Annotated in this window: 19 protein-coding genes and 2 pseudogenes; 13 read left to right on the plus strand and 8 right to left on the minus strand. The window is 64.6% G+C overall.

The annotated features are described in order from the left end of the window. Positions 1 to 492: 492 nt before the first annotated feature. From Q2M23_RS19500 to Q2M23_RS19530, 8 genes and pseudogenes are all read left to right on the plus strand, one after another. Complete coding sequence (locus tag Q2M23_RS19500; RefSeq protein WP_168858992.1) at positions 493 to 750, plus strand: hypothetical protein; 258 nt, start codon at positions 493 to 495, stop codon at positions 748 to 750. 209 nt (positions 751 to 959) lie between these two features. After that, positions 960 to 1,553 carry a GNAT family N-acetyltransferase gene (locus tag Q2M23_RS19505; RefSeq protein ID WP_316396619.1) on the plus strand — a complete coding sequence of 198 codons (594 nt, stop codon included), beginning with the start codon at positions 960 to 962 and terminating at the stop codon, positions 1,551 to 1,553. Positions 1,554 to 1,703: 150 nt separating this feature from the next. Then, positions 1,704 to 2,330: a glutathione S-transferase family protein gene (locus tag Q2M23_RS19510; RefSeq protein WP_316396621.1), complete on the plus strand. Its 627-nt coding sequence runs from the start codon at positions 1,704 to 1,706 to the stop codon at positions 2,328 to 2,330. Positions 2,331 to 2,673: 343 nt separating this feature from the next. Then, positions 2,674 to 2,872: pseudogene (locus Q2M23_RS44035) on the plus strand (threonine synthase); the annotation flags it as partial. Between the two features lie 90 nt (positions 2,873 to 2,962). Beyond that, positions 2,963 to 4,090 (plus strand): annotated as a pseudogene (gene thrC, locus Q2M23_RS19515) (threonine synthase); the annotation flags it as partial. Further along, the gene (locus tag Q2M23_RS19520) at positions 4,090 to 5,379 is read left to right on the plus strand and encodes a M16 family metallopeptidase (protein WP_076830951.1); all 1,290 of its coding nucleotides are present in this window, start codon (positions 4,090 to 4,092) and stop codon (positions 5,377 to 5,379) included. The pseudogene thrC and the gene Q2M23_RS19520, both read left to right, overlap by 1 nt. A 213-nt stretch (positions 5,380 to 5,592) precedes the next feature. After that, a complete protein-coding gene (locus Q2M23_RS19525) occupies positions 5,593 to 6,180 on the plus strand; it encodes a GNAT family N-acetyltransferase (protein ID WP_026191927.1) in 588 nt (195 codons plus the stop codon). A gap of 115 nt (positions 6,181 to 6,295) precedes the next feature. Beyond that, on the plus strand, positions 6,296 to 6,946 hold the full coding sequence (locus tag Q2M23_RS19530; RefSeq protein WP_057019442.1) for a hypothetical protein: 651 nt from the start codon (positions 6,296 to 6,298) through the stop codon (positions 6,944 to 6,946). Between the two features lie 129 nt (positions 6,947 to 7,075). Here the strand turns inward: Q2M23_RS19530 and Q2M23_RS19535 are convergent, their stop codons facing one another. The 5 genes from Q2M23_RS19535 to Q2M23_RS19555 all read right to left on the minus strand — a co-directional run bounded on the left by Q2M23_RS19535 (position 7,076) and on the right by Q2M23_RS19555 (position 9,723). Further along, entirely contained in the window at positions 7,076 to 7,561 is a 486-nt protein-coding gene (locus Q2M23_RS19535) for an ATP F0F1 synthase subunit B (RefSeq protein ID WP_057019441.1), read from the minus strand. A gap of 3 nt (positions 7,562 to 7,564) precedes the next feature. After that, positions 7,565 to 8,131: a F0F1 ATP synthase subunit B gene (locus tag Q2M23_RS19540; protein WP_057019440.1), complete on the minus strand. Its 567-nt coding sequence runs from the start codon at positions 8,129 to 8,131 to the stop codon at positions 7,565 to 7,567. Between the two features lie 112 nt (positions 8,132 to 8,243). Continuing rightward, entirely contained in the window at positions 8,244 to 8,474 is a 231-nt protein-coding gene (locus Q2M23_RS19545; RefSeq protein ID WP_016847054.1) for a F0F1 ATP synthase subunit C, read from the minus strand. A 55-nt stretch (positions 8,475 to 8,529) separates the two neighbouring features. Then, the gene (locus Q2M23_RS19550) at positions 8,530 to 9,279 is read right to left on the minus strand and encodes a F0F1 ATP synthase subunit A (RefSeq protein ID WP_016847053.1); all 750 of its coding nucleotides are present in this window, start codon (positions 9,277 to 9,279) and stop codon (positions 8,530 to 8,532) included. Between the two features lie 72 nt (positions 9,280 to 9,351). Next, positions 9,352 to 9,723: an AtpZ/AtpI family protein gene (locus Q2M23_RS19555; protein ID WP_028338953.1), complete on the minus strand. Its 372-nt coding sequence runs from the start codon at positions 9,721 to 9,723 to the stop codon at positions 9,352 to 9,354. 274 nt (positions 9,724 to 9,997) lie between these two features. Here Q2M23_RS19555 and Q2M23_RS19560 point away from each other — a divergent pair, with 274 nt between their 5' ends. From Q2M23_RS19560 to Q2M23_RS19570, 3 genes are all read left to right on the plus strand, one after another. Next, the gene (locus Q2M23_RS19560) at positions 9,998 to 10,621 is read left to right on the plus strand and encodes a 2-hydroxychromene-2-carboxylate isomerase (protein ID WP_057019439.1); all 624 of its coding nucleotides are present in this window, start codon (positions 9,998 to 10,000) and stop codon (positions 10,619 to 10,621) included. 30 nt (positions 10,622 to 10,651) lie between these two features. Further along, positions 10,652 to 11,176, plus strand: a complete 525-nt coding sequence (locus Q2M23_RS19565) for a hypothetical protein (RefSeq protein WP_057019438.1) — start codon at positions 10,652 to 10,654, stop codon at positions 11,174 to 11,176. Positions 11,177 to 11,359: 183 nt separating this feature from the next. Beyond that, the gene (locus Q2M23_RS19570) at positions 11,360 to 11,833 is read left to right on the plus strand and encodes a secondary thiamine-phosphate synthase enzyme YjbQ (protein WP_076830936.1); all 474 of its coding nucleotides are present in this window, start codon (positions 11,360 to 11,362) and stop codon (positions 11,831 to 11,833) included. 92 nt (positions 11,834 to 11,925) lie between these two features. Here the strand turns inward: Q2M23_RS19570 and Q2M23_RS19575 are convergent, their stop codons facing one another. Continuing rightward, entirely contained in the window at positions 11,926 to 13,590 is a 1,665-nt protein-coding gene (locus Q2M23_RS19575) for an MFS transporter (RefSeq protein WP_035631004.1), read from the minus strand. A gap of 316 nt (positions 13,591 to 13,906) precedes the next feature. Here Q2M23_RS19575 and Q2M23_RS19580 point away from each other — a divergent pair, with 316 nt between their 5' ends. Further along, complete coding sequence (locus Q2M23_RS19580; protein WP_057019436.1) at positions 13,907 to 14,581, plus strand: response regulator; 675 nt, start codon at positions 13,907 to 13,909, stop codon at positions 14,579 to 14,581. Positions 14,582 to 14,774: 193 nt separating this feature from the next. Beyond that, positions 14,775 to 15,953, plus strand: coding sequence for a YncE family protein (locus tag Q2M23_RS19585; RefSeq protein ID WP_316396642.1), 1,179 nt, complete (start codon positions 14,775 to 14,777; stop codon positions 15,951 to 15,953). 185 nt (positions 15,954 to 16,138) lie between these two features. On the opposite strand, the gene Q2M23_RS19590 is transcribed toward Q2M23_RS19585, so the two are convergent. Then, entirely contained in the window at positions 16,139 to 19,648 is a 3,510-nt protein-coding gene (locus Q2M23_RS19590; RefSeq protein WP_253588727.1) for a PAS domain-containing hybrid sensor histidine kinase/response regulator, read from the minus strand. A gap of 116 nt (positions 19,649 to 19,764) precedes the next feature. Beyond that, complete coding sequence (gene hemA / locus Q2M23_RS19595) at positions 19,765 to 20,994, minus strand: 5-aminolevulinate synthase (protein ID WP_316396643.1); 1,230 nt, start codon at positions 20,992 to 20,994, stop codon at positions 19,765 to 19,767. Between the last annotated feature and the right edge of the window lie 194 nt (positions 20,995 to 21,188).

The raw sequence follows: 21,188 nt of genomic DNA on the forward strand, positions 1-21,188 counted from the left end.
TCTCATCGGCTGCGCCACAAACTCTAATGTCGTCCCGGCGAAGGCCGGGACCCATAACCACGAATGCCAATTGTCCTGCGATGTTGGGGCCGCAGCGTCGTTCAACAACGTAGTCCTGTGGGTCCCGGCCTTCGCCGGGACGACGTCAAACGTGTGGCGAGCACCGCGCTCACTTTTCCTGCTTCTCCTGAAGGCGGAAGCGCGACCCGGGACTCATCGGTGCGAATGCCGACGCGGACTGCGGCGGTCAGCCACTATTCACTTTGTGCCATCAACGCGGCGGCGCATCTGGATCACTACAAGTTGACGTTTGCGATTTGCGCACGGGCTTCCCGCGACGCTGTGCGCGGGCGTCCAAGAAGCGTTGGCGTCTGCCTGCTAGTCTGGCCGATCGTGATCGCCGCCGGCCTGTGACGGTTCTCACATCCGGCGCGAGCACGCATTTTCTGGAAGCGATTGAAAGCTCAGCTGGTTACTTCACAGGAGCTGACCATGACGAAAACTATTCTTGTTTCGATCGCAGTTGTTTGTCTGTCCACGGCGGCACTCGCCGATGCACGCACGGCACAACACCGGACCCACCAGCGTCTCGTGATGGGTACCGCACTGAGTCCTGCCGTGCTCAATGCCAACGCCAGTCTCAATGGCGATGTCAGCGACCGCGCGATGCGCATGCGGAGTCTTCGCGAGTCCGGCTACAACCCGAAGAACGATTTCGACGCGAACGGCAACGTTTGGGTCGGCAACTAACCGGGTACGGGAGGGCCTGGGGGGCCCTCCCTCAAAGCGCGTTCAAACTGGTTTATCCCGCTCGTTGGACCTGGCCGCTCGAATGAGCAGCGGCGGATGCGGCGGGTTACCTCTTCTTCTCCTGACCAGGCATTGCGTGCAGCGTTGCATTGCATCTGCGGCGACGTGCGGTTATGTCCCGCCGACAGCCTGCAAACAGAGGTCGCGCGATGCTGCTGCCCGATGGTTACTCCGACATCCCCCACGGCAAGATCGCTGCCGTCGTCACCCATCTGGAGATGACCGCGCGTCCGCCGCTGCGCGACGATCCGCCCGGCGCGTGGCGCCTGCGCAAGGTCGATCCGCCCGCGCTCGACTGGTATCGCGATATCTATCGCCGGGTCGGCGAGGAGTGGCTGTGGTTCACCCGCACCGGGCTCGATGATTCCGATCTCGCCTCGAGGATCCACGCCCCCGGCAACGAGCTCTACGGGCTGGCCGTCGACGGCCAGGATGAGGGCCTGCTCGAACTCGATTTCAGCGTGGCCGGCGAATGCCAGCTGCTGTATTTCGGCGTCACCGCAAAATTCATCGGCACCGGCGCCGCGCGCTTCCTGATGAACCGCGCGCTCGAGATCGCCTGGTCACGCGACGTCAGCCGCGTCTGGGTGCACACCTGCACCTTCGATCATCCCTCGGCCGTCGCATTCTACCAGCGCTCCGGCTTCCGTCCGTTCCTGCGGCAGATCGAGGTGGCGGATGATCCGAGGCTCGACGGCAAATTGCCGCGCGATGCGGCGAGGCACGTGCCGGTGATTGGGTAGCTCGCCTAACGGACCGGATCAGGATCCGGTTGCAATGCGGCGCGGCCCATCTACGATGGTGCAAAGTGCAACCTTTGTCCCCGGCATTCGCACACTTCGAAATCTCTGTTTTCGAGGCGGCTTGCTGCGGCATGACCGACGAGATGACAGATGTTTTTGATCGGCCAGTACGACTCGCCCTTTGTCCGTCGGACCGCGATCGCGCTGCGGGTCTATGGATTGCCGTTCGAGCACAAGCCGTGGTCGACCTTCGGCGATGCGGAGAAGGTTGCGGCCTACAATCCGGTGCGGCGGGTGCCGACGCTGGTGCTCGATAGCGGCGAGGCGCTGATCGAGAGTGGTGCGATCCTGGATTATCTCGACGAGCTGGTCGGGCCGGACAAGGCGATGATCGCGCGCTCAGGCGCCGAGCGGCGCAAGCATCTGCGCATCACGGCGCTGGCGACCGGGCTTGCCGACAAGGCGGTGAGCCTTGTCTATGAGCGCGTGCTGCGCAAGGAGCAGTTGAAGCTCTGGGTCGAGCGCTGCGAGGCGCAGATCGCGGGCGTGCTCGCGGTGCTGGAGCAGGAGCGCGCGGCGGTGCCGACGCCGTACTGGCTGGGCAATCGCATCGGTCATGCCGACGTCGCGGTGGCCTGCGCGCTGCGCTTCACCGGCGAGGCGCATCCGCATCTGTTCGACGCGCGCTATCCGGCGCTCGAGGCCCACGCCGCGTGCTGCGAGGCGCTGCCGCCGTTCCAGGAGATCGTGCAGCCGCTGGCGCCGCCGAGCGGTTAGTGGATGGCGCGACCCACGCTGATTGGCGTGTACCCCTCGCGCGCGGATGTCGCGAGAACGCATGATTATGACTCACAAGCGGCACCACACATTTGCTGTACCACACATTTGCTGTCGTCCCTGCTTTCGCGTGCTTTCGCGGGGACGACGGTTGTGTTTGCGGCGCGCCCGCCAACTCCCTCAGCAACGCCACGCACTCGCCCGCGACCCCGAGGCGCGCGCTTCGGGCTACCCATTGCTGGTCCGATCTTCTATGGTGAACCGTTCGGGTCGCATGAGGCGAACTCGATAATTCCATGATATCAAAGGCTTAAGGCTCGGATCGAAGCCTTTGGAGGGCGGTTTGACGCGGTATATTTCGACCAGGGGTGAGGCCCCGGTGCTCGGCTTCTGCGATGTGATGCTGACCGGGCTTGCCCGTGACGGCGGGCTCTACGTGCCCGAGACCTGGCCGCAACTGTCGCCCGAGACCATCGCCACCTTCTTCGGCCGTCCCTATTGGGAGGTCGCGGTCGAGATCATCCGTCCGTTTGTCGCCGGCAAGTCGGAGGCCAAGCGGTCTTAGGAAGACAACTATAACACTCAACTCCTTGGCTCACAGAACGACATGGCTACGATCCGACTTGGCCGGGCCGAACCAGTTCCTGCTCGAGCTGTTCCACGGGCCGACGCTGGCGTTCAAGGACGTCGCGATGCAGCTGATCTCGCGGCTGATGGATCACGTGCTGGCCAAGCGCGCGCAGCGCACCACCATTGTGGTCGCGACCTCGGGCGATACCGGTGGCGCCGCGGTCGAGGCTTTTGCCAATCTCGACAATGTCGACCTCGTCGTGCTGTTCCCGAACGGCCGCATCTCCGAGGTGCAGCGCCGCATGATGACGACGACCGGCGCCGCCAACGTCCACGCGCTCGCGATCGAAGGCACCTTCGACGATTGCCAGGCGCTGGTGAAGGCGATGTTCAACAACCATCGCTTCCGCGACCAGGTGGCGCTGTCGGGCGTCAACTCGATCAACTGGGCGCGCATCGTCGCGCAAGTGGTCTATTACTTCACCTCGGCGGTCGCGCTCGGCTCGCCGCAGCGCACCGTCGATTTCACGGTGCCGACCGGCAATTTCGGCGACATCTTCGCCGGCTATGTCGCCAAGCGGATGGGGCTGCCGATCCGGAACTTGCGCATCGCCGCTAACGTCAACGACATCCTGGCGCGCACGCTGAAGACCGGCATCTACGAGGTCCGCGAGGTGCACGCCACGACGTCGCCGTCGATGGACATCCAGGTGTCGTCGAACTTCGAGCGGCTGCTGTTCGAGGCGAGCGGCCGCGACGCCGATCAGGTCCGCCGCCTGATGGCCTCGCTGAAGCAGTCCGGCCGTTTCGTGCTGCCGGATGCGACGCTGGCCGCCGTGCGCCGTGATTTCGACGCCGGCCGCGCCGACGAGACCGAGACGGCAGCCGCGATCCGCGCCGCCTGGCGCGAGGCCGGCGATCTGGTCGATCCCCACACCGCGGTGGCGCTCGCAGTCGCCGACCGCGACACCTCGGATTCCAGGATCCCGAACATCGTGCTGTCGACCGCGCACGCGGCCAAATTCCCCGACGCGGTGGAAGCCGCCTGCGGGGTGCGTCCGCAGCTGCCGGTCTGGCTCGGAGGCCTGATGAGCAAATCCGAACACATCACGGTCATGAAGAATGATTCTGCCGAGGTCGAGAGCTTCGTGCTGTCGGTCAGCCGTGCTGCCAAGCAGGGAGTTGCCTGATGGGCGTTGAAATCACCAAGCTGCCGAGCGGACTGACAATCGTCACCGACACCATGCCGCATCTGGAAACCGCGGCGCTCGGGGTCTGGGCCGGCGTCGGCGGGCGCGACGAGAAGCCGAACGAGCACGGCATCTCGCATCTGCTCGAGCACATGGCGTTCAAGGGCACGGCGCGGCGCTCCTCGCGCGAGATCGTCGAGGAGATCGAGGCGGTCGGCGGCGACCTCAATGCCGGGACCTCGACCGAGACCACAGCCTATTATGCGCGGGTGATGAAGGCCGACGTGCCGCTGGCGCTCGACGTGCTGTCCGACATCCTCGCCAACCCGTCCTTCGTGCCGGACGAGCTGGAGCGCGAGAAGAGCGTCATCGTGCAGGAGATCGGCGCGGCGCAGGATACCCCCGACGACGTCGTGTTCGAGCATCTCAACGAGCTCTGCTATCCGGAGCAGCCGATGGGGCGCTCGCTGCTCGGCACCGCCAAGACGCTGAAGGTCTTCGATCGCGACATGCTGCGCGGCTATCTCTCGACGCATTACCGCGCCCCCGACATGGTGGTCGCGGCCGCCGGCGCGGTCGATCACGCGCGGATCGTCGAGGACGTCACGCAGAAGTTTGCGAGCTTCGACGCCACCCCGGCGCCGAAGCCGCAGGTCGCGATGTTCGGCAAAGGCGGCTCGCGGGTGGTGCATCGCGATCTCGAGCAGGCGCATCTGACGCTGGCGCTCGAAGGCGTGCCGCAGACCGACCCGTCGCTGTTCTCGCTGCAGGTCTTCACCAACACGCTCGGCGGCGGGATGTCGTCGCGGCTGTTCCAGGAGGTGCGCGAGAAGCGCGGGCTGTGCTACTCGATCTATACCTTCCACGCGCCCTACACCGACACCGGCTTCTTCGGCCTCTACACCGGGACCGATCCGGCCGATGCGCCGGAAATGATGGAAGTCATCGTCGACGTCATCAACGACGCGGTCGAAACCCTGACCGAGGCCGAGGTCGCCCGCGCCAAGGCGCAGATGAAGGCCGGCCTGTTGATGGCGCTGGAAAGCTGTTCATCGCGGGCCGAACAATTGGCACGCCATGTGCTAGCCTATGGCCGGCCGCAGACGGTGGAAGAACTGGTGGCCCGGATCGACGCGGTCAGCGTCGAATCGAGCCGCAACGCCGCCCGTGCCCTGCTGGCGCGCAGCCGGCCCGCCGTTGTCGCGCTCGGCAGCGGCAGGGGTCTGGACACGGCGGTGGCTTTTGCGGAAGGATTGACGAATTCGAAGGCAAAAACGCTGTTGCATTGAGTATTCTGCTTACCTCGCCCCGCGCTTGCGGGGAGAGCATAGGCCGCCTACCGGCGGCCGTTGACGGACATACGCCGAGGCGGAGCCTCAGCTATGGCCGAAGGCTTCGGGTGAGGGGTAGAGCCGCAAGACCGAATCTGCGGTAAGACCCCTCACCCCGACCCTCTCCCCGCAAGGACGGGGCGAGGGAGAAGTGGCGGGGAGTGTTGGGCCATGGCCCTGTTTCGTTTGCCGTCCAATGGACCCGCTGCACTGATGCCGCGCGGTCACGGGCTCTTGCTGCGCGCGCCGCAGATGTCGGATTTCCCGCAATGGGCGCAATTGCGCGAATTCAGCCGCGCCTATCTCACGCCATGGGAACCGATCTGGCCCTCCGACGACCTGACCCGCGCCGGCTTCCGCCGCAGGCTGCGCCGCTACACCGAGGACATCGCCGCCGACCGCTCCTATCCGTTCATCATTTTCCGCGAATCGGACGGGGTGATGATCGGCGGCATCACGCTCGCCAATGTCCGGCGCGGCATCGTGCAGGCCGGCACGATCGGCTACTGGGTCGGGCTGCCGCATGCCCATCGCGGCTACATGACGACGGCGCTGCGGGTGCTGCTGCCCTCGCTGTTCGGCGAGCTCAATCTGCACCGCATCGAGGCGGCCTGCATTCCCTCCAATGCCTCGTCGATCCGCGTGCTGGAGAAGTGCGGCTTCACCCGCGAGGGCCTGGCGCGGCGCTATCTCTGCATCAATGGGATCTGGCAGGACCACCTGCTGTTCGGCCTGCTGCACGAGGATTTCCGCGGCTGATCCGTAAGCCTTTTTGCGGACGGCGGTGCCGCCTTCGATGCCTTGGGTTCGCCGCCATTGCCTTGCTATAACGGCCGCGAAACAGGGAACCCGGTTGGGAAATTTGAGGACATTGATGGGTGAACGGGTGATCAGGTTCGCGCTCGCAGCGGCGGTATCGATCGGTCTCGGTGCCACTTTGTTGCCTTCGGCAGCTCCTGCGCAGTCGCTGAGCGACCGCTTCAAGAGCCTGTTCGGCGGCGGCTCGTCCGACCAGGACAAGCCGGCGACGCCCGCAGCGCCGCAGCAGCTCAACGATGCCGACGCCGAACTGACCTGCCCGCCGGTGCAGATCCGCTCCGGAGCCTCGACCTATTCGGTGGCCGCGAACGGCAAGGAAGCGGTCGGCAACGACGTCAAGTTCCTGGCCTCGATCACGCGCACGGCGCGGCAATGCAATCTGAACAGCGGCCAGATCACGGCCAAGATCGGTATTCAGGGGCGGATCATTGTCGGTCCCCAGGGCGCGCCACCGAGCATTCAGGTGCCGCTGCGCGTTGCCGTGGTGCAGGGCGGCGTCGGCGAGAAGACCATCATGACCAAGGCCTACACCACCACGGTGCAGATGGACGAAAGCGGCAGCGTGCCATTCAGCCTGGTCGCCGAGGACGTCGTCTATCCGGCGCCGTCTCCGGCCGACAACGACAATTACATCTTCTATATCGGCTTCGACCCGCAGGCCCTGAAGCCGGAGCCCAAGGCCCGCGCGCCGCACAAGAAGAAGTAACAGCGCGTTTTCGAGCGAAGTGGACGCCGGTTCGCGTGAAGAAAACGCGTCAAACGGACGAATTTGGACAAAACAAAAGGCCGGCGCGATGAGCTCGCGCCGGCCTTTTTTTAAGGAGTTCAGATCGCGTCAGTTCAGCTTGGAGCGGACTTCGGCGATGCCCTTGCCGACGAGGTCGTCGGCAACCGAGCCCTTGACGGACTGCGACAGGATGGTCGAGGCGGCCGTCACCGCGGCGTTGGCCGCGGCGGCGCGGACATCGGCCACGGCCTGGGCCTCGGCCTGGGCGATCTTGCTCTCGGCGGTCTTGGTCCGCCGCGCGACAAAATCTTCCATCTTGGTCTTGGCCTCGGCCGCGATCCGCTCGGCTTCGGCCTTGGCGTTGGAGATGATCTCCTCGGCCTCGCGCTCCGCGCTGGCGCGGCGCGCCTTGTACTCGCCGAGCAGCTTATTGGCCTCGTCCTTCAGACGGCGGGCGTCTTCCAGCTCGGCCTTGATGCGCTCGGCGCGGTGGTCGAGCGCCGTCAGCAGGGTGCGATGGACGCCGAGATAGCCGAACACGACCAGCAGAAGGACGAAGGCGATCGCAACCCAGGTTTCCGGTTCGTAAAACATCGTCTATCCCTTCAACGACGCGTCGACGGCGCTGTTGACCGCATTGGCGTCCGGCGTGACGCCGGCAAGTTGCTGGACGATGGCGCCGGCCGCATCCGCCGCGATGCCGCGGACGTTGCTCATGGCGTTGGTCCTCGTCGTTGCGATCTGCTTCTCGGCGTCGGCGAGCTTTGCCGCCAACTTCTCTTCCAGCGCCTTGCGCTCGGCTTCCGAGGCCGCGTTCAGCTTCTCGCGGGTCTCGTTGCCGATCGCCTGCGCGTTGGCGCGCGCATTCGCCAGTTCGCTCTCGTAGGCCTTCAGCGCCGCGTCGGACTCGTCCTTCAGCTTCTGCGCCTCGGCCAGATCGCCCTCGATCTTGTTCTGACGTGCATCGATCGTCCCGCCGACGCGCGGCAGGGCGATACGCGACACGATCAGGTAGAGCGCGACAAATGCAATCGCCAGCGACACCAGCTGCGAGGCGAAGTTGGACGAATCGAACGGCGGAAAGGCTCCGCCGTGATGTCCGCCGTCGGTCTCGGTGTGGGCGCCGGCTTTCTGGCCTTTTGCCTCGCCATGACTCTCAGCCATGGTGTTCTCCTGTTGCTGTCATGCGCGCCGCCCTTGGAACGAACCTTGGGCGGCGCGAAGAGGTTACCGCAAAGCGGAACCGGGTTACCGCAGAGCGGAACCGGCGTGCCGCTCAGAGCGGAACGAACAGCAGGAGCAGCGCGATCAGCAGCGAGAAGATGCCGAGCGCTTCGGTCACGGCGAAGCCGAAGATCAGGTTGCCGAACTGGCCCTGAGCGGCCGACGGGTTACGCACCGCAGCGGCGAGGTAGTTGCCGAAGATGATGCCCACGCCGACGCCCGCGCCGCCCATGCCGATGCACGCGATGCCCGCGCCGATAAGTTTTGCTGCTGCCGGTTCCATATGTAGCTCCTTGAGAAAGATAGACAGATTGGTGGGTGGAGATTCCCCGGACCGCTTAGTGTCCCGGATGAATGGCGTCGTTGAGGTAGATGCAGGTCAGGATCGCGAACACGTAGGCCTGCAGGAACGCGACCAGCAGTTCGAGGGCATACAGCGCAATCGTGAGCGCCAGCGGCAGCACGCCGCCGACCCAGCCGAGCGCGCCCAGCGAGAAGCCGAGCATCGCGACGAAGCCCGCGAACACCTTCAATGCGATGTGGCCGGCCAGCATGTTGGCGAACAGACGAACGCTGTGCGAGACCGGCCGCAGGAAGAACGACAGGATCTCGATGAACATGACCAGCGGCAGGATGTAGATCGGAACGCCGTGGGGGACGAAGATGCTGAAGAATTTCAGGCCGTTCTTGTAGACGCCGTAGATCAGGACGGTGAAGAACACCAAAAGCGCGAGCGCCGCGGTGACGATCAGGTGGCTCGCGATCGTGAAGGTGTAGGGGATGACGCCGACCAGGTTCGAGACGCAGAGGAACATGAAGAGCGAGAAGATCAGCGGGAAGAACTTCATGCCTTCCGCGCCGGCCGTGCTGCGAATCGTGGTGGCGACGAACTCGTAGGAGATCTCGGCGACCGACTGCAGCCGTCCCGGAACCAGTTCCCGGCCGCTCGCCAGCATCAGCAGCGCAATCAGCAGCACCGCGATGAGCATGAAGAGCGAGGAATTGGTGAAGGCGATCGTGTGATTGCCGATGTGGCCGAGCGTGAAGAGGGGCTCGATATTGAACTGGTGGATCGGGTCGATTTTCATCCGCGCGGCTCTTGGTCCACCGGCTATCGTGCCGGTAATCGAATTTCAAATGTCGTGACTTCCCGCCAGCGCTCAGCGCTTGCCCGAGGCCACGCCCGCGGACCTCACCACGTTGACCACCCCGGCGACGAAGCCGAGCAGCGTTAACACGATGAAGCCGAATGGCGACGTCGACAGCAAACGGTCGAACCCCCAGCCAATCGCCGCTCCGACGGCAACGCCCGCGATCAGCTCCGAGGAAAGACGAAAACCGAGCGCCATAGCCGAAGCTCTGGCCGCACTGTCCCCGCTTTCATTACCGGATTGATCAGTCTTGCTCCTGCGGCTGTCGCGAATTTCTGACAACCGATGATCGAGACTTCCGAGCCTTGCGGAAAGCGCAGCTTCGTCAGGAGGCGATTGATCGCGACTTCCATTTGCGCCGTCGTTGGTGTTCTCAGCCATGCTGGAAACACTAACCGATGCCGCGGATGATGGAAATTGCGCCCGTCCCCGTCAAAAGCCGCGCGGACCATACTTACCGCGTCTAATCAAGTCAAGATTGCGTCGTAACCAGTTATTGCTTTGATTCTGCTGGTTTTATTTGGAGATATTCAAGGTCAGAGTGACGCAGTGATCGCAGTGCAACAGCTTGCGTGGCATTGAGCGATATTGCGTGGCTATTCCCGCTCTGCTGGGATCGCCGAAAGTCCCGTCCTCTCACGCAGTCAGGTTCCGCATGTCGCGCCAGATCGATTACTACTTCTCGCTGCAATCCCCCTGGGCCTATATCGGCCACAAGCCCTTCGTTCGACTCGTAAGCACTTACGATCTCAAGGTAAATTACCGGCCTGTGCTGCTGGTCGATCTGTTCTCCGAGACCGGCGGACTGCCGCTCGCCAAGCGCCATCCGGTGCGGCAGCGCTATCGGATGATCGAGTTGCAGCGCTGGCGCGACAAGCGCGGACTGAATTTTCATTTGCAGCCGGCCAACTGGCCGTTCAACGGGCGCCTTGCCGATGGCGTGGTGATCGCGATGCTCGAGGCCGGCCTCGACCCCGAGCCGTTCTTGCAACGGGCCTATCCCGCGGTGTGGGAGCAGCAGCTTAATCTTGCTGATCCTGCGACGCTGGTGAAGCTCGCCGACGATGCCGGTTTGCCCGGCCGGCAGCTGGTCGAGCGCTCGAGCACTGAAGCGATCAGCGCGGCCTATGAGCAGAATCGCCAGAATGCATTGGACGCCGACGTGTTCGGCTCGCCCGGATATGTGCTCGATGGCGAGGTGTTCTGGGGCCAGGACCGGATCGAATTGCTTGAAGACGCGTTGAAGTCAGGCCGCAAGCCCTATAGCTCTGTGGTCTAGGGCAGGAATCAGGTTGAGGCGGAGCAAGCCATGCCCATCGCGATGTCACCGTCGAAATTGTCCATCGCAATTGCTGCCATCCTGATCGCAAGCGGCGGCGCGGCGATCGCGCAAACCGTGCCGGACACCGAGAATGGCCGCTACGCCTTATCACCCGCCGGCGATGGTTTCCTGCGGCTCGACACGCGCACCGGCGCGGTGTCGACCTGCACCAATTCCAGCGCCGGCTGGGCCTGTTACATGGTGCCGGACGAGCGGGCGGCGCTGGATGCCGAGATCGGGCGCCTGCAAGCCGACAATGACAAGCTCAAGGATGAGCTCGCCGCGCGCGCACCGTCGGCCAAGACCGACGAAGCGTTGCCGAAATCCGATCAGCTGAAGAAGCCGGAGCCCAAGACCGAGCCGAAGGTCGCCGAGGGCGAGCGCAAGATCGAGATCCCGCTGCCGAGCGACCGCGACATGGATCGCATGATGTCGTTCGTGGAGCGGGCCTGGCGGCGACTGATCGAAATGGCCAACCGCGTGCAGCGCGACGTCAATGGCGGCAAGATTTGATGTTGTGCTGGCGCTGTCTCTCCAGCGTCGTCCCGGCCTAGTGCGCAATTGCGCACGGGAGCCGGGACCCATAACCACCGCTGGGAGTTGGGTGGCTAAGCTGGCAACTCCAAATCTTCGTAACTGAGGGGCCGCGGAGTATGGGTCCCGGCCTTCGCCGGGACGACATAGTGAGAGTTACAGATGAACTCATCGAGGACCATCACGCACTCGGCGCCATCCTCCGTCGCGGCAACCAGCATCGTGTCGTCGCGCCTGGCGGTCGAAACGTCGGGCGCCGGCTTTACCGACATCACGCGCGAGGTCGCCAAATTCCTGCGCGAGGCGCGTGCCGGCGAGGGTGTGGTCACGCTGTTCATCCGCCACACCTCGGCCTCGCTGACGATCCAGGAGAATGCCGATCCGACCGTGCTGGTCGATCTGAAGACGGCGCTCGACCGCGCAGCGCCCGAAGACGGCGGCTGGCGTCACGACACCGAAGGCCCTGACGACATGCCGGCGCACATCAAGACCATGCTGACGGCGACCTCGCTGCAGGTCCCCGTGCTCGACGGTCAGATGGCGCTCGGCACCTGGCAGGGCATCTATCTGATCGAGCATCGCGCCCGTCCGCACCGGCGCGAGATCGTGCTGCAATTCATCGGCGCCACGCGCTGACGCGCGCGACCTGTCTTTTAAGACGCGGCCTCCAAATGACATCGGCCACGGATCGCTCCGCGGCCGATGCATTCTGATCGCGATGTCGACGGTCAGGTCTTGGTGATGTCGACGTCCTTGGTTTCCGGAATGAACAGCGCGCCGACCACGACGGTGATTGCGGCGAAGATGACCGGATACCAGAGACCGGAGTAGATGTCGCCGGTCGAGGCGGTGATCGCGAACGCGGTCGCCGGGAGCAGGCCGCCGAACCAGCCGTTGCCGATATGATAGGGCAGCGACATCGAGGTGTAGCGGATGCGGGTCGGGAACAGTTCGACCAGCATGGCGGCGATCGGGCCGTAGACCATGGTGACGTAGAGCACCAGGATGAACAGCAGGCCGATGACCGCGGCCACCTGCGGACGGAAGACATCGAACGGGTGCGACATCTTCACGATGCCGGCGTCACCCGGCTTCGGATAGCCCGCCGCCTGCACCGCCGCGAGGATTGCGGGGTTCGACGTCTTGGCGTCCGTATACGGCACTTCCTTGTCGTTGATCAGGATCTTCACCGGCGAGCCGGCCGGGCCCGGCACCGTCGAATATTTCACCGACGATTGGGCCAGGAAGGCGCGGGCGGTGTCGCAAGGCGCGCTGAAGACGCGGGTGCCGACCGGATTGAACAGATCGCCGCAGCCGGCCGGATCCGCAACCACCTGCACCTTGACCGTCTCATAGGCCTTCTCCAGCGCCGGATTGGCGTTGGTCGTGATCATCTTGAAGATCGGGAACAGCGTGAGTGCGCCGATCAGGCAGCCGGCCAGGATGATCGGCTTGCGGCCGATCTTGTCCGACAGCGCGCCGAACACCAGGAAGAAGCCGGTGCCGAGCAACAGAGACCAGGCGATCAAGAGGTTGGCGGTGTAGCCGTCGACCTTCAGGATCGATTGCAGGAAGAACAGCGCGTAGAACTGGCCCGTGTACCAGATCACCGCCTGGCCCATGGTCAGGCCGAGCAGCGCGAGGATCACGATCTTGGCGTTGCTCCAGGTCGCGAAGGCCTCGGTCAGCGGCGCTTTGGAGGTCTTGCCCTCCTCCTTCATCCGCTGGAACACCGGCGATTCGTTCAGCCGCAGCCGGATCCAGACCGAGATGCCGAGCAGCAGCACCGACACCAGGAATGGAATGCGCCAGCCCCAGTCGGCGAAGTCCTTTTCGCCGGTGAGGGTTCGCGTGAACAGGATCACCAGCAGCGACAGGAACAGTCCAAGCGTTGCCGTGGTCTGGATGAACGAGGTGTAGTAGCCGCGCTTGCCGGGCGGGGCATGCTCAGCGACATAGGTCGCGGCACCGCCATATTCGCCGCCGAGCGCGAGGCCCTGCAGCAGGCGCAGCGAGATCAGGATGATCGGCGCCGCGATGCCGATGGTCTTGGCGTTGGGCAACAGGCCGACGATGAAGGTCGACAGACCCATGATCAGGATGGTGACGAGGAAGGTGTATTTGCGGCCGACGATGTCGCCGACCCGGCCGAACACGATCGCGCCGAACGGGCGCACCAGGAAGCCCGCGGCGAATGCCAGCAACGCGAAGATGTCGCGGGTCGCCGGCGGATAGTCCGAGAAGAACTGCGCGCCGATGATGCCGGCCAGCGAACCGTAGAGATAGAAGTCGTACCACTCGAACACGGTACCGAGCGACGACGCGAGGATGACGAAACGCTCATCCTTTGTCATGCCGGCGGGCCGCGCCGAAGTTGCAGTCATAGTGGACATCTGGATTGCTCCCCCCGAAATATTGCTGCCATGCTCGCCCCCGGCTGGCGGGTGAGGCCCGAATAGGCCCTCGGCTTGAGATGAAGGTAACATCGCAGTGAAACCCGCCCCAATAAGACTTTTGGCCTTTTCAGGATCGAACCTATCTTCTGAAGGAAGAGTAGGATGGAACGCCTCCGCAGGCGTCTATTGCGGCGCACAAGCTGCGCGGGTTAACCGCGTTGGCATCTGGTATTATCAAGCGCTTGCGTGATAGTGCCGCGCGGGCGAAAACCGAGCGACGCGGGTTTGCCTAAAGCCCGCTTGTGGGACTGAGATGACTGCTGCTGCCAATACTCATCTTGTCATCGCCGACGACCATCCGCTGTTCCGCGATGCGTTGCGTCAGGCGGTGTCGAGCGTCGTGAGTTCGGCCACGATCAGCGAGGCCGGATCGTTCGAGGATCTGACCGCGCTGCTGGAGCGGGACTCCGAGGTCGACCTGATCCTGCTGGACCTGAGCATGCCGGGGATCAGCGGTTTCTCCGGCCTGATCTATCTGCGGGCGCAGTATCCGGCGATCCCGGTGGTGATCGTATCCGCCAGTGACGATGCCGGGACCATCCGCCGCTCGCTCGACTTTGGCGCTTCCGGTTTCATCCCCAAGCGCTTCGGCGTCGAGACGCTGCGGGATGCCATCATGAAGGTGATGGAGGGCGACGTCTGGGTGCCGCCGGACACCGATCTGTCGGCGGCCGGCGATCCCGACATGACGCGGCTGCGCGACCGGCTGGTGACGCTGACCCCGCAGCAGGTGCGGGTGCTGATGATGCTGTCCGAGGGGCTGCTCAACAAGCAGATCGCCTACGAGCTCGGCGTTTCCGAAGCGACCATCAAGGCCCATGTCTCGGCGATCCTGCAGAAGCTCGGCGTCGAAAGCCGCACCCAAGCCGTGATCGCCGCCGCCAAGATCGCCGGCGGCCAATGGCGCCAGGGCACGCCGCCGACGTAGTCCCGAGCAACTCCAGCTGTGATTTCCGGGCTCGGGCCACGGCATTGCGAGCCGGCGGGTGGCGCGAAAGCGCGCCCGATGGCACGCTTTCGCGAAGCCATCCAGATCCCATTCAGACTGCGCATCGGTCGAAAACCGAGTATCCTGTCCGGCGCCGGCCCGTGAGAGGCCGCGTGCTTTTGGGGAGAACGCCATGATTTCCGTCACTCGCATCGCCGGACTATCTCTGGCTGCGGCAATCCTTCTCGGTACCAGCTCTTTCAATTGCGCTCAGGGCAAGCCCTTCATGATCGTCGGCCTGGACGAGAAGCTGTTGTGGGACGACGACGGCAAGCCGGTGCTGTCCGCGCCCGGCAAGGATCAAGTGCTGATCATCGATCTCGCCGATCCCGAGAACCCGAAGATTGCGGCCTCTCTCCCATTGAAGAACTCGGTAGTCGGCCCCCCGGTCAACGTCGCTATCGATCCGACCGGAACCGTGGCGCTGGTCGCGGATTCGGTCGACGTGGTGAAGGAAGGCGACGCTCTGAAGCAGGTGCCGGATAACAAGATCTATGTGATCGATCTCAAGGCGACCCCGCCCAAGCTGGCAGCGACCATTGCCGGCGGAAAGCAGCCATCAGGGTTGAGCTTCAGTCCCGATGGCAAGATGGCGTTGGTTGCCAACCGCGGGGACAATTCGATCAGCGTGCTTTCGGTCAACGGCACTGACGTCAAGATCACCGACACGATATCGATGCCAGACAGTGTCGCACATGTCGCGTTCGCGCCAGACGGCAAGCACGCGCTGGTCGCGCGTTTTCCCGGGCACAAGATATCGGTGCTCGATATCGCCGGCGACAAAGTCACCTACACCAAGATAGACCTGCCGACCGGCCAATGGCCTTACAATGTGGCAGTGACCCCGAACAGCAAGATCGCGTTGACGTCGGACAATGGCAACTCAGGCGCGTCGGACGGCAGCGTCGACACGGCCAGCGTCATCGATCTCGAAGCGAAGCCGCCGCGCATCATCGATCGCGTGGTGGTCGGCGATGGACCGGAGGGGCTTGGCGTCAGTCCGAAGGGGGATCTCGCAGTCTCGGTGATCCTGCGCGGCTCGAACATGAAGAATGCGTTCTTCCATGAGAAGAACGGCAGCGTCTCGGTCCTGAAGATCGACGGCAAGAAAGTGACCAAGACCGGAGATATCGAAGTCGGCGGACTGCCTGAGGCCGCGGTCTTCACGCCTGACGGAAAATACATCCTGGTCGGGAACTACCTCAGCCAGGATTTCTCGATCCTCAAGGTCGACGGAACCAACGTCACCGACACAGGCAAGCGCTTTCAGGTGCCAGGGCACCCGGCGTCGGCCGGAATGGGGCCGAACTAACCCGACGCTTGGCGATCTTGCTGGAGCATGTGATTTTCGGTTGAGCCGGCCACTGCGCAGGCTCGCTTCACCTCTCGCGCTTGCGGGAGGGAGCGCCGTGTCTTTGCCGTGCCTTCATGATGCGATTCGATCCAGTCGCATCATGATCCAATGCGAGATGCGCGCCCGGATTGCGCCGCGGCGCGCTACTCCGCCGCCACCATCTGCTGGGTGCGCCATTGTCCGAGTAAGGCGCGCAGCGAGGCGGGTTTCACCGGCTTGTTCAGCACCGCGATGTTTTCCTCGCGCGCGGCGGCGCGCACCGCAGGGCTGCGGTCGGCGGTGATCAGGATCGCCGGAATGCCGTCGCCGAAGCGGCGGCGGATCTCGCGGATCGCGGCGACGCCGTTGCCGCGGTCGAGATGGTAGTCGACCAGGACGCCGGTGACGCGGCCACCGGCGGCCTCGATCGCGCTGATCGCGCCGTCGGCGTCGAGCACCGCGATCACCTCGGCGTCCCACGCCGTCAGCAGCGTCTTCATGCCGTCGAGGATGGCGGGATCGTTCTCGATGCAGACAATCAGCGAGCCGCTCATCGGCGTCTTCGACAGCGGCGTCGCGGTGGTGACGGCCGCAGTATGGTTGACCGCGGTCGCGACCGGCACGGTGACCGAGAACGCCGAGCCGCCGCTGACATTGGCCGAGATCGCGATGCGGTGGTTGAGCACCCGCGCCAGCCGCTCGACGATCGACAGGCCGAGGCCGAGGCCGCGGGCGATCCGGGCGCCCTGCTCGAGGCGGTGGAACTCCTTGAAGATCTCGCCGCGCTTCTGCACGGGAATGCCGACGCCGGTGTCGAAGATGCTGATCTGGAGCGTGGTGCCGCGGCGGCGGCAGCCGATCAAGACGCGGCCGCGCGGGGTATATTTGATCGCGTTGGAGATGAAGTTCTGCAGCAGCCGGCGCAGCAGCGAGCGGTCGGATTCGACCGGCAGCGAGCACGGCACGAAGCGCAGGTCGAGGCCCTTGTCGCGGGCGATCGGCATGAACTCGATCTCCAGCGAGCGCATCAGGTCGGCCATCCGGAAGCTCGTGATCGCCGGCGTCATGGCGCCGGCATCGAGCCTGGAAATGTCGAGCAGCGCGCCCAGGATGTCCTCGATCGCCTCGAGCGAGTCGTCGATGTTCTCGACCAGGCGCGAATCCTCGCCGCCGTTCTGGCGCTCGACCAGGCTCGTGACGTAGAGGCGCGCCGCATTGAGCGGCTGCAGGATGTCGTGGCTGGCGGCCGCAAGGAAGCGTGTCTTCGAGGCGTTGGCGTCTTCCGCGATGCCCTTGGCGAGCGCGAGCTCCGAATTCAGCCGCGTCAGCTCCTCGGTGCGGTCGCGCACCCGCTTTTCCAGCGTCGCGTTGGCGCGCTCCAGCGCTTCCGCCGCCTCGAAGCTCGGCGTGACGTCGGAGAAGGTGATGACGAGCCCGCCGCCCGGCATGCGGTTGGCACGCACCTCGATCACCAGATGGCGGTCGGTGAAGCGTTCCAGATAAGGCTCGCCCTCGGTGGTGTAGGCGCGCAGGCGGGCCTGCAGCAGGCTGTCGGCGTCGCCGGCCGTGGGCGGACTGATCGCGCCCATGAATTCGAGGATCTCGGACAGCGGGATGCCGAGCTGCACCAGATGCTGCGGCAGCCCCAGCAATTCGGAGAACTGGCGGTTGGAACAGATCAGCTGCAGATCGGCGTCGAACACCGCGATGCCCTGGCGCACGTGATTGAGCGCGGTCTGCAGGATCTCGCGGTTGAAGTGCAGGGCGGCGTGGGAGTCGTCGAGCAGTTTCAGCGCGGCCTTGGCCGACACCGTGCGCCGTTGCAGCAGCAGCGACATCACAAGGCGCGAGGACGCGGCCCCGATCGAGGAGGCGATCAACCGCTCGGCATGCTGCAGCAACTCGAAATCGGCCGGAGCCGACGCCAGCAGCACGATGTTGCGGTCGACGGCGAAGGAGGCGAAGGCCTCGCGGGTGCGGTCGGGGCCGAGATATTGCGTCACCGTGCTCTGGATATCCTCCACCGTCACCGTGGTGCGCCAGCGCCGGAAGCTGGGCGCGATCGGGGCCAGCGCGTTGGGCACGAACACGTCGGCCTGCAACAACTCGATCGAGGACGGCGCGCGCGCCAGCGAGAACAGCACATAGGTGAGGATGTTGAGCGCAAGGCTCCACAGCACGCCGTGCAGCAGCGGCGGCAGGTCGGCGCCGAACAGCGCCTGCGGCCGCAACGCCTCGATCCCGAACGGCCCGTGCTGCAGCAGCATCAGGCCGGTGGTCGAGGTTTCCAGGAAGCTCGGGATGAACAGCGTGTAGAGCCACGTCGCGAAGCCGACCAGCATGCCCGCCATGGCGCCGCGTGCGGTGGCTCTGCGCCAGAACAGGCCGCCGAAGAACGCCGGCGCCAGCTGGGTGATCGCGGCAAACGACAGCAGGCCGATCGCGACCAGCTGGGTGTTGCCGAGCGCGCGATAGTAGAAATACGCCAACACCATGATGGCGAAGATCGAGAAGCGGCGCGCCTTCAGCAGGAAATCGCCAAAGTCCTTCTGGCCGGCGCTGGCGTCGTCGCTGCGCGGCAAGACCAGCGGCAGCACGATGTCGTTGGAGACCATGATCGACAGCGCGACGCATTCGACGATCACCATCGCGGTCGCCGCCGACAGCCCGCCGACGAACACGGCGAGGCTGAGCAATTGCGAATTGCCCTCGATCGGCAGCGCCAGCACGAACATGTCGGCATCGACCGCGCCGAACGGGAAGATGACGAGGCCTGCGATCGCGATCGGAATCACGAACAGGTTGATGGCGATGAGGTAGAGCGGGAACAGCCAGCGCGCCCGGGTGACTTCGGCGGGCGTCGAATTCTCCACCACGCTGACATGGAACTGGCGCGGCAGCAGCATGACCGCGCAGAACGACAGCAGCGTCATGATCAGGAAATTGCCGATCGACGGGACATATTCGATCGCGCGCACCGCCTCCGGCGTCTTCAGGGCGCGCTCGTAGAGCTCGACCGGCGAGAACATCCAGAAGGTGACGAAAGCGCCGGCGGCGATGAAGGCGACCAGCTTGACGATGGACTCGGCCGCGATCGCGAGGATCAGGCCGTGCTGGTGCTCGGTCGCGTCGGTGTGGCGGGTGCCGAACAGCACCGCGAACACCGCCATCGCCAGCGTGACCATCAGCGCGATGTCGCCGATCACGGGGATTTTCGAGAACGCCTGGTCCTCGCTCAGGATGGTCTCCAGCGACGCCGCCACCGCCTTGAGCTGCAGCGCGATGTAGGGCACCGAGCCGATGATCGCGATCAGTGCCACGGTCGCCGCCACCGCCTGGCTCTTGCCGTAGCGCGCGGCGATGAAGTCGGCGATCGAGGTGATGTTCTGCGACTTGGCGAGCGCGATCACCCGGCGCAGCAGCGGCGTGCACAATCCGACCATCACGATCGGGCCGACATAGATCGCCAGGAAGTCGATGCTGGTGCGGGTGGCGAAGCCGACCGAGCCGAAGAAGGTCCAGGAGGTGCAGTAGATCGCCAGCGACAGCGGATAGATCCACTGGCTGGCGCGGCCGCGCTCGCCCGGCGAGCTGCGGTCGCCGCGGCTGGCAATGAAGAACAACAATCCGATGTAGGCGAACGCCGTGGCGATTACGCCCCAGTCGTGCAGCATCGCTGCTCATCTCCTGTCCCGGCCGCTGGGGAAGGGCCGGTTGTCAGGATTATAACGCAAAGGACCGGCCGCGCGATGCACGGCCGGCCCAAATTCGGGGTCGGAAGCGGATAGGGTTACTCGGCGGCCAGCGACTTCTGGTGCAGGGGCAGGCCGAGCCGGTCCCAGACCTGGAGCAGCGCCTCGGCCAGCGCGTCGATCAGGCCGTCGTCATGGTAGGGCGAGGGCGTGATGCGCAGCCGCTCGGTGCCCTTGGCGACCGTCGGATAGTTGATCGGCTGGATGTAGATGCCGTGGTCCTCGAGCAGCAGGTCGGAGGCCCGCTTGCACTTCTCGGGATCGCCGACGAACAGCGGCACGATATGGGTGTCGCTCGACATGACCGGCAGGCCGGCGGCGGTCAGGATCGCCTTGGTGCGGGCGGCACGGTCCTGGTGGCGCTCGCGCTCCCAGTTCGAGGTCTTCAGGTGCCGGATCGCAGCCGTCGCGGCCGAGCAGATCGCCGGCGGCAGCGCGGTGGTGAAGATGAAGCCCGGCGCATAGGAGCGCACCGCGTCGATGACCTCGGCGCGGCCCGCGATGTAGCCGCCGAGGCAGCCAAAGGCTTTTGCCAGCGTGCCCTCGACGATATCGATCCGGTGCATCACGCCGTCGCGCTCGGCGATGCCGCCGCCACGCGGGCCGTACATGCCGACCGCATGCACTTCGTCGAGATAGGTCATGGCGCCGTATTGCTCGGCGAGATCGCAGATCTTGCCGAGCGGTGCGACGTCGCCGTCCATCGAATAAAGGCTCTCGCAGACGATCAGCTTCGGCCGGTCGGGACCGGCGGCGATCAAGAGCTCCTCGAGATGCGCGACGTCGTTGTGGCGGAATATCTGGCGTTCGCAGCCGGCCTGGCGCACGCCTTCGATCATCGAATTGTGGTTCAGCGCGTCCGACAGGATCAGGCAGTTCGGGATCAGCTTGGCGAGCGTCGAGATGCCGGTCTGGTTCGAGACATAGCCCGAGGTAAACAGCAGCGAGGCTTCCTTGCCGTGGAGGTCGGCGAGTTCCGCCTCGAGCTGCACCAGCGGATGATGGGTGCCCGCGATGTTGCGGGTGCCGCCGGCGCCGGTGCCGACGCGGGTCGCGGTCTCGACCATGGCACCGACCACCTTGGGATGCTGGCCCATGCCGAGATAGTCGTTGGAGCACCAGATCACGACGTTGCGGTTGCCCTTCGGCGAATGCCAGGTGGCGTGCGGGAAGCGGCCCGCGATCCGTTCGAGGTCGGCAAACACCCGGTAGCGCCGCTCGTCGTGCAGGCGGTTGAGGGCGGTATTGAAGAACTGGCTGTAATCCATCGGCAAACCCAGAAAGCGGAACCTGACCGGAATGACTGCTTCTTCTTAGAGCTTTTCCAGCTCTAATGTCCATGCATTGACCCACATCTGGGCATGCGTCGCAGTTGGGCAAATTGCCCTAGTGGCTCGTCACAGTGATTTTGACGGTTTGATACCGAGCCAGCTTAGGATCGGCAAGTTCTCTGGCGGCACGA

It is taken from the genome of Bradyrhizobium sp. 33ap4 (assembly GCF_032654765.1).
GTDB lineage: Bacteria > Pseudomonadota > Alphaproteobacteria > Rhizobiales > Xanthobacteraceae > Bradyrhizobium > Bradyrhizobium australafricanum.

What these genes read in the sequence shown, in the direction of transcription:
- Q2M23_RS19535 (WP_057019441.1), bottom strand. Translation starts at nt 7,561, where the DNA reads ATGTTTTACGAACCGGAAACCTGGGTTGCGATCGCCTTCGTCCTTCTG.
- Q2M23_RS19500 (WP_168858992.1), top strand. Translation starts at nt 493, where the DNA reads ATGACGAAAACTATTCTTGTTTCGATCGCAGTTGTTTGTCTGTCCACG.
- Q2M23_RS19540 (WP_057019440.1), bottom strand. Translation starts at nt 8,131, where the DNA reads ATGGCTGAGAGTCATGGCGAGGCAAAAGGCCAGAAAGCCGGCGCCCAC.
- Q2M23_RS19550 (WP_016847053.1), bottom strand. Translation starts at nt 9,279, where the DNA reads ATGAAAATCGACCCGATCCACCAGTTCAATATCGAGCCCCTCTTCACG.
- Q2M23_RS19525 (WP_026191927.1), top strand. Translation starts at nt 5,593, where the DNA reads ATGGCCCTGTTTCGTTTGCCGTCCAATGGACCCGCTGCACTGATGCCG.
- Q2M23_RS19560 (WP_057019439.1), top strand. Translation starts at nt 9,998, where the DNA reads ATGTCGCGCCAGATCGATTACTACTTCTCGCTGCAATCCCCCTGGGCC.
- Q2M23_RS19555 (WP_028338953.1), bottom strand. Translation starts at nt 9,723, where the DNA reads ATGGCTGAGAACACCAACGACGGCGCAAATGGAAGTCGCGATCAATCG.
- Q2M23_RS19585 (WP_316396642.1), top strand. Translation starts at nt 14,775, where the DNA reads ATGATTTCCGTCACTCGCATCGCCGGACTATCTCTGGCTGCGGCAATC.
- Q2M23_RS19575 (WP_035631004.1), bottom strand. Translation starts at nt 13,590, where the DNA reads ATGTCCACTATGACTGCAACTTCGGCGCGGCCCGCCGGCATGACAAAG.
- Q2M23_RS19520 (WP_076830951.1), top strand. Translation starts at nt 4,090, where the DNA reads ATGGGCGTTGAAATCACCAAGCTGCCGAGCGGACTGACAATCGTCACC.
- Q2M23_RS19545 (WP_016847054.1), bottom strand. Translation starts at nt 8,474, where the DNA reads ATGGAACCGGCAGCAGCAAAACTTATCGGCGCGGGCATCGCGTGCATC.
- Q2M23_RS19590 (WP_253588727.1), bottom strand. Translation starts at nt 19,648, where the DNA reads ATGCTGCACGACTGGGGCGTAATCGCCACGGCGTTCGCCTACATCGGA.
- Q2M23_RS19570 (WP_076830936.1), top strand. Translation starts at nt 11,360, where the DNA reads ATGAACTCATCGAGGACCATCACGCACTCGGCGCCATCCTCCGTCGCG.
- Q2M23_RS19580 (WP_057019436.1), top strand. Translation starts at nt 13,907, where the DNA reads ATGACTGCTGCTGCCAATACTCATCTTGTCATCGCCGACGACCATCCG.
- Q2M23_RS19510 (WP_316396621.1), top strand. Translation starts at nt 1,704, where the DNA reads ATGTTTTTGATCGGCCAGTACGACTCGCCCTTTGTCCGTCGGACCGCG.
- Q2M23_RS19505 (WP_316396619.1), top strand. Translation starts at nt 960, where the DNA reads ATGCTGCTGCCCGATGGTTACTCCGACATCCCCCACGGCAAGATCGCT.
- Q2M23_RS19530 (WP_057019442.1), top strand. Translation starts at nt 6,296, where the DNA reads ATGGGTGAACGGGTGATCAGGTTCGCGCTCGCAGCGGCGGTATCGATC.
- hemA (WP_316396643.1), bottom strand. Translation starts at nt 20,994, where the DNA reads ATGGATTACAGCCAGTTCTTCAATACCGCCCTCAACCGCCTGCACGAC.
- Q2M23_RS19565 (WP_057019438.1), top strand. Translation starts at nt 10,652, where the DNA reads ATGCCCATCGCGATGTCACCGTCGAAATTGTCCATCGCAATTGCTGCC.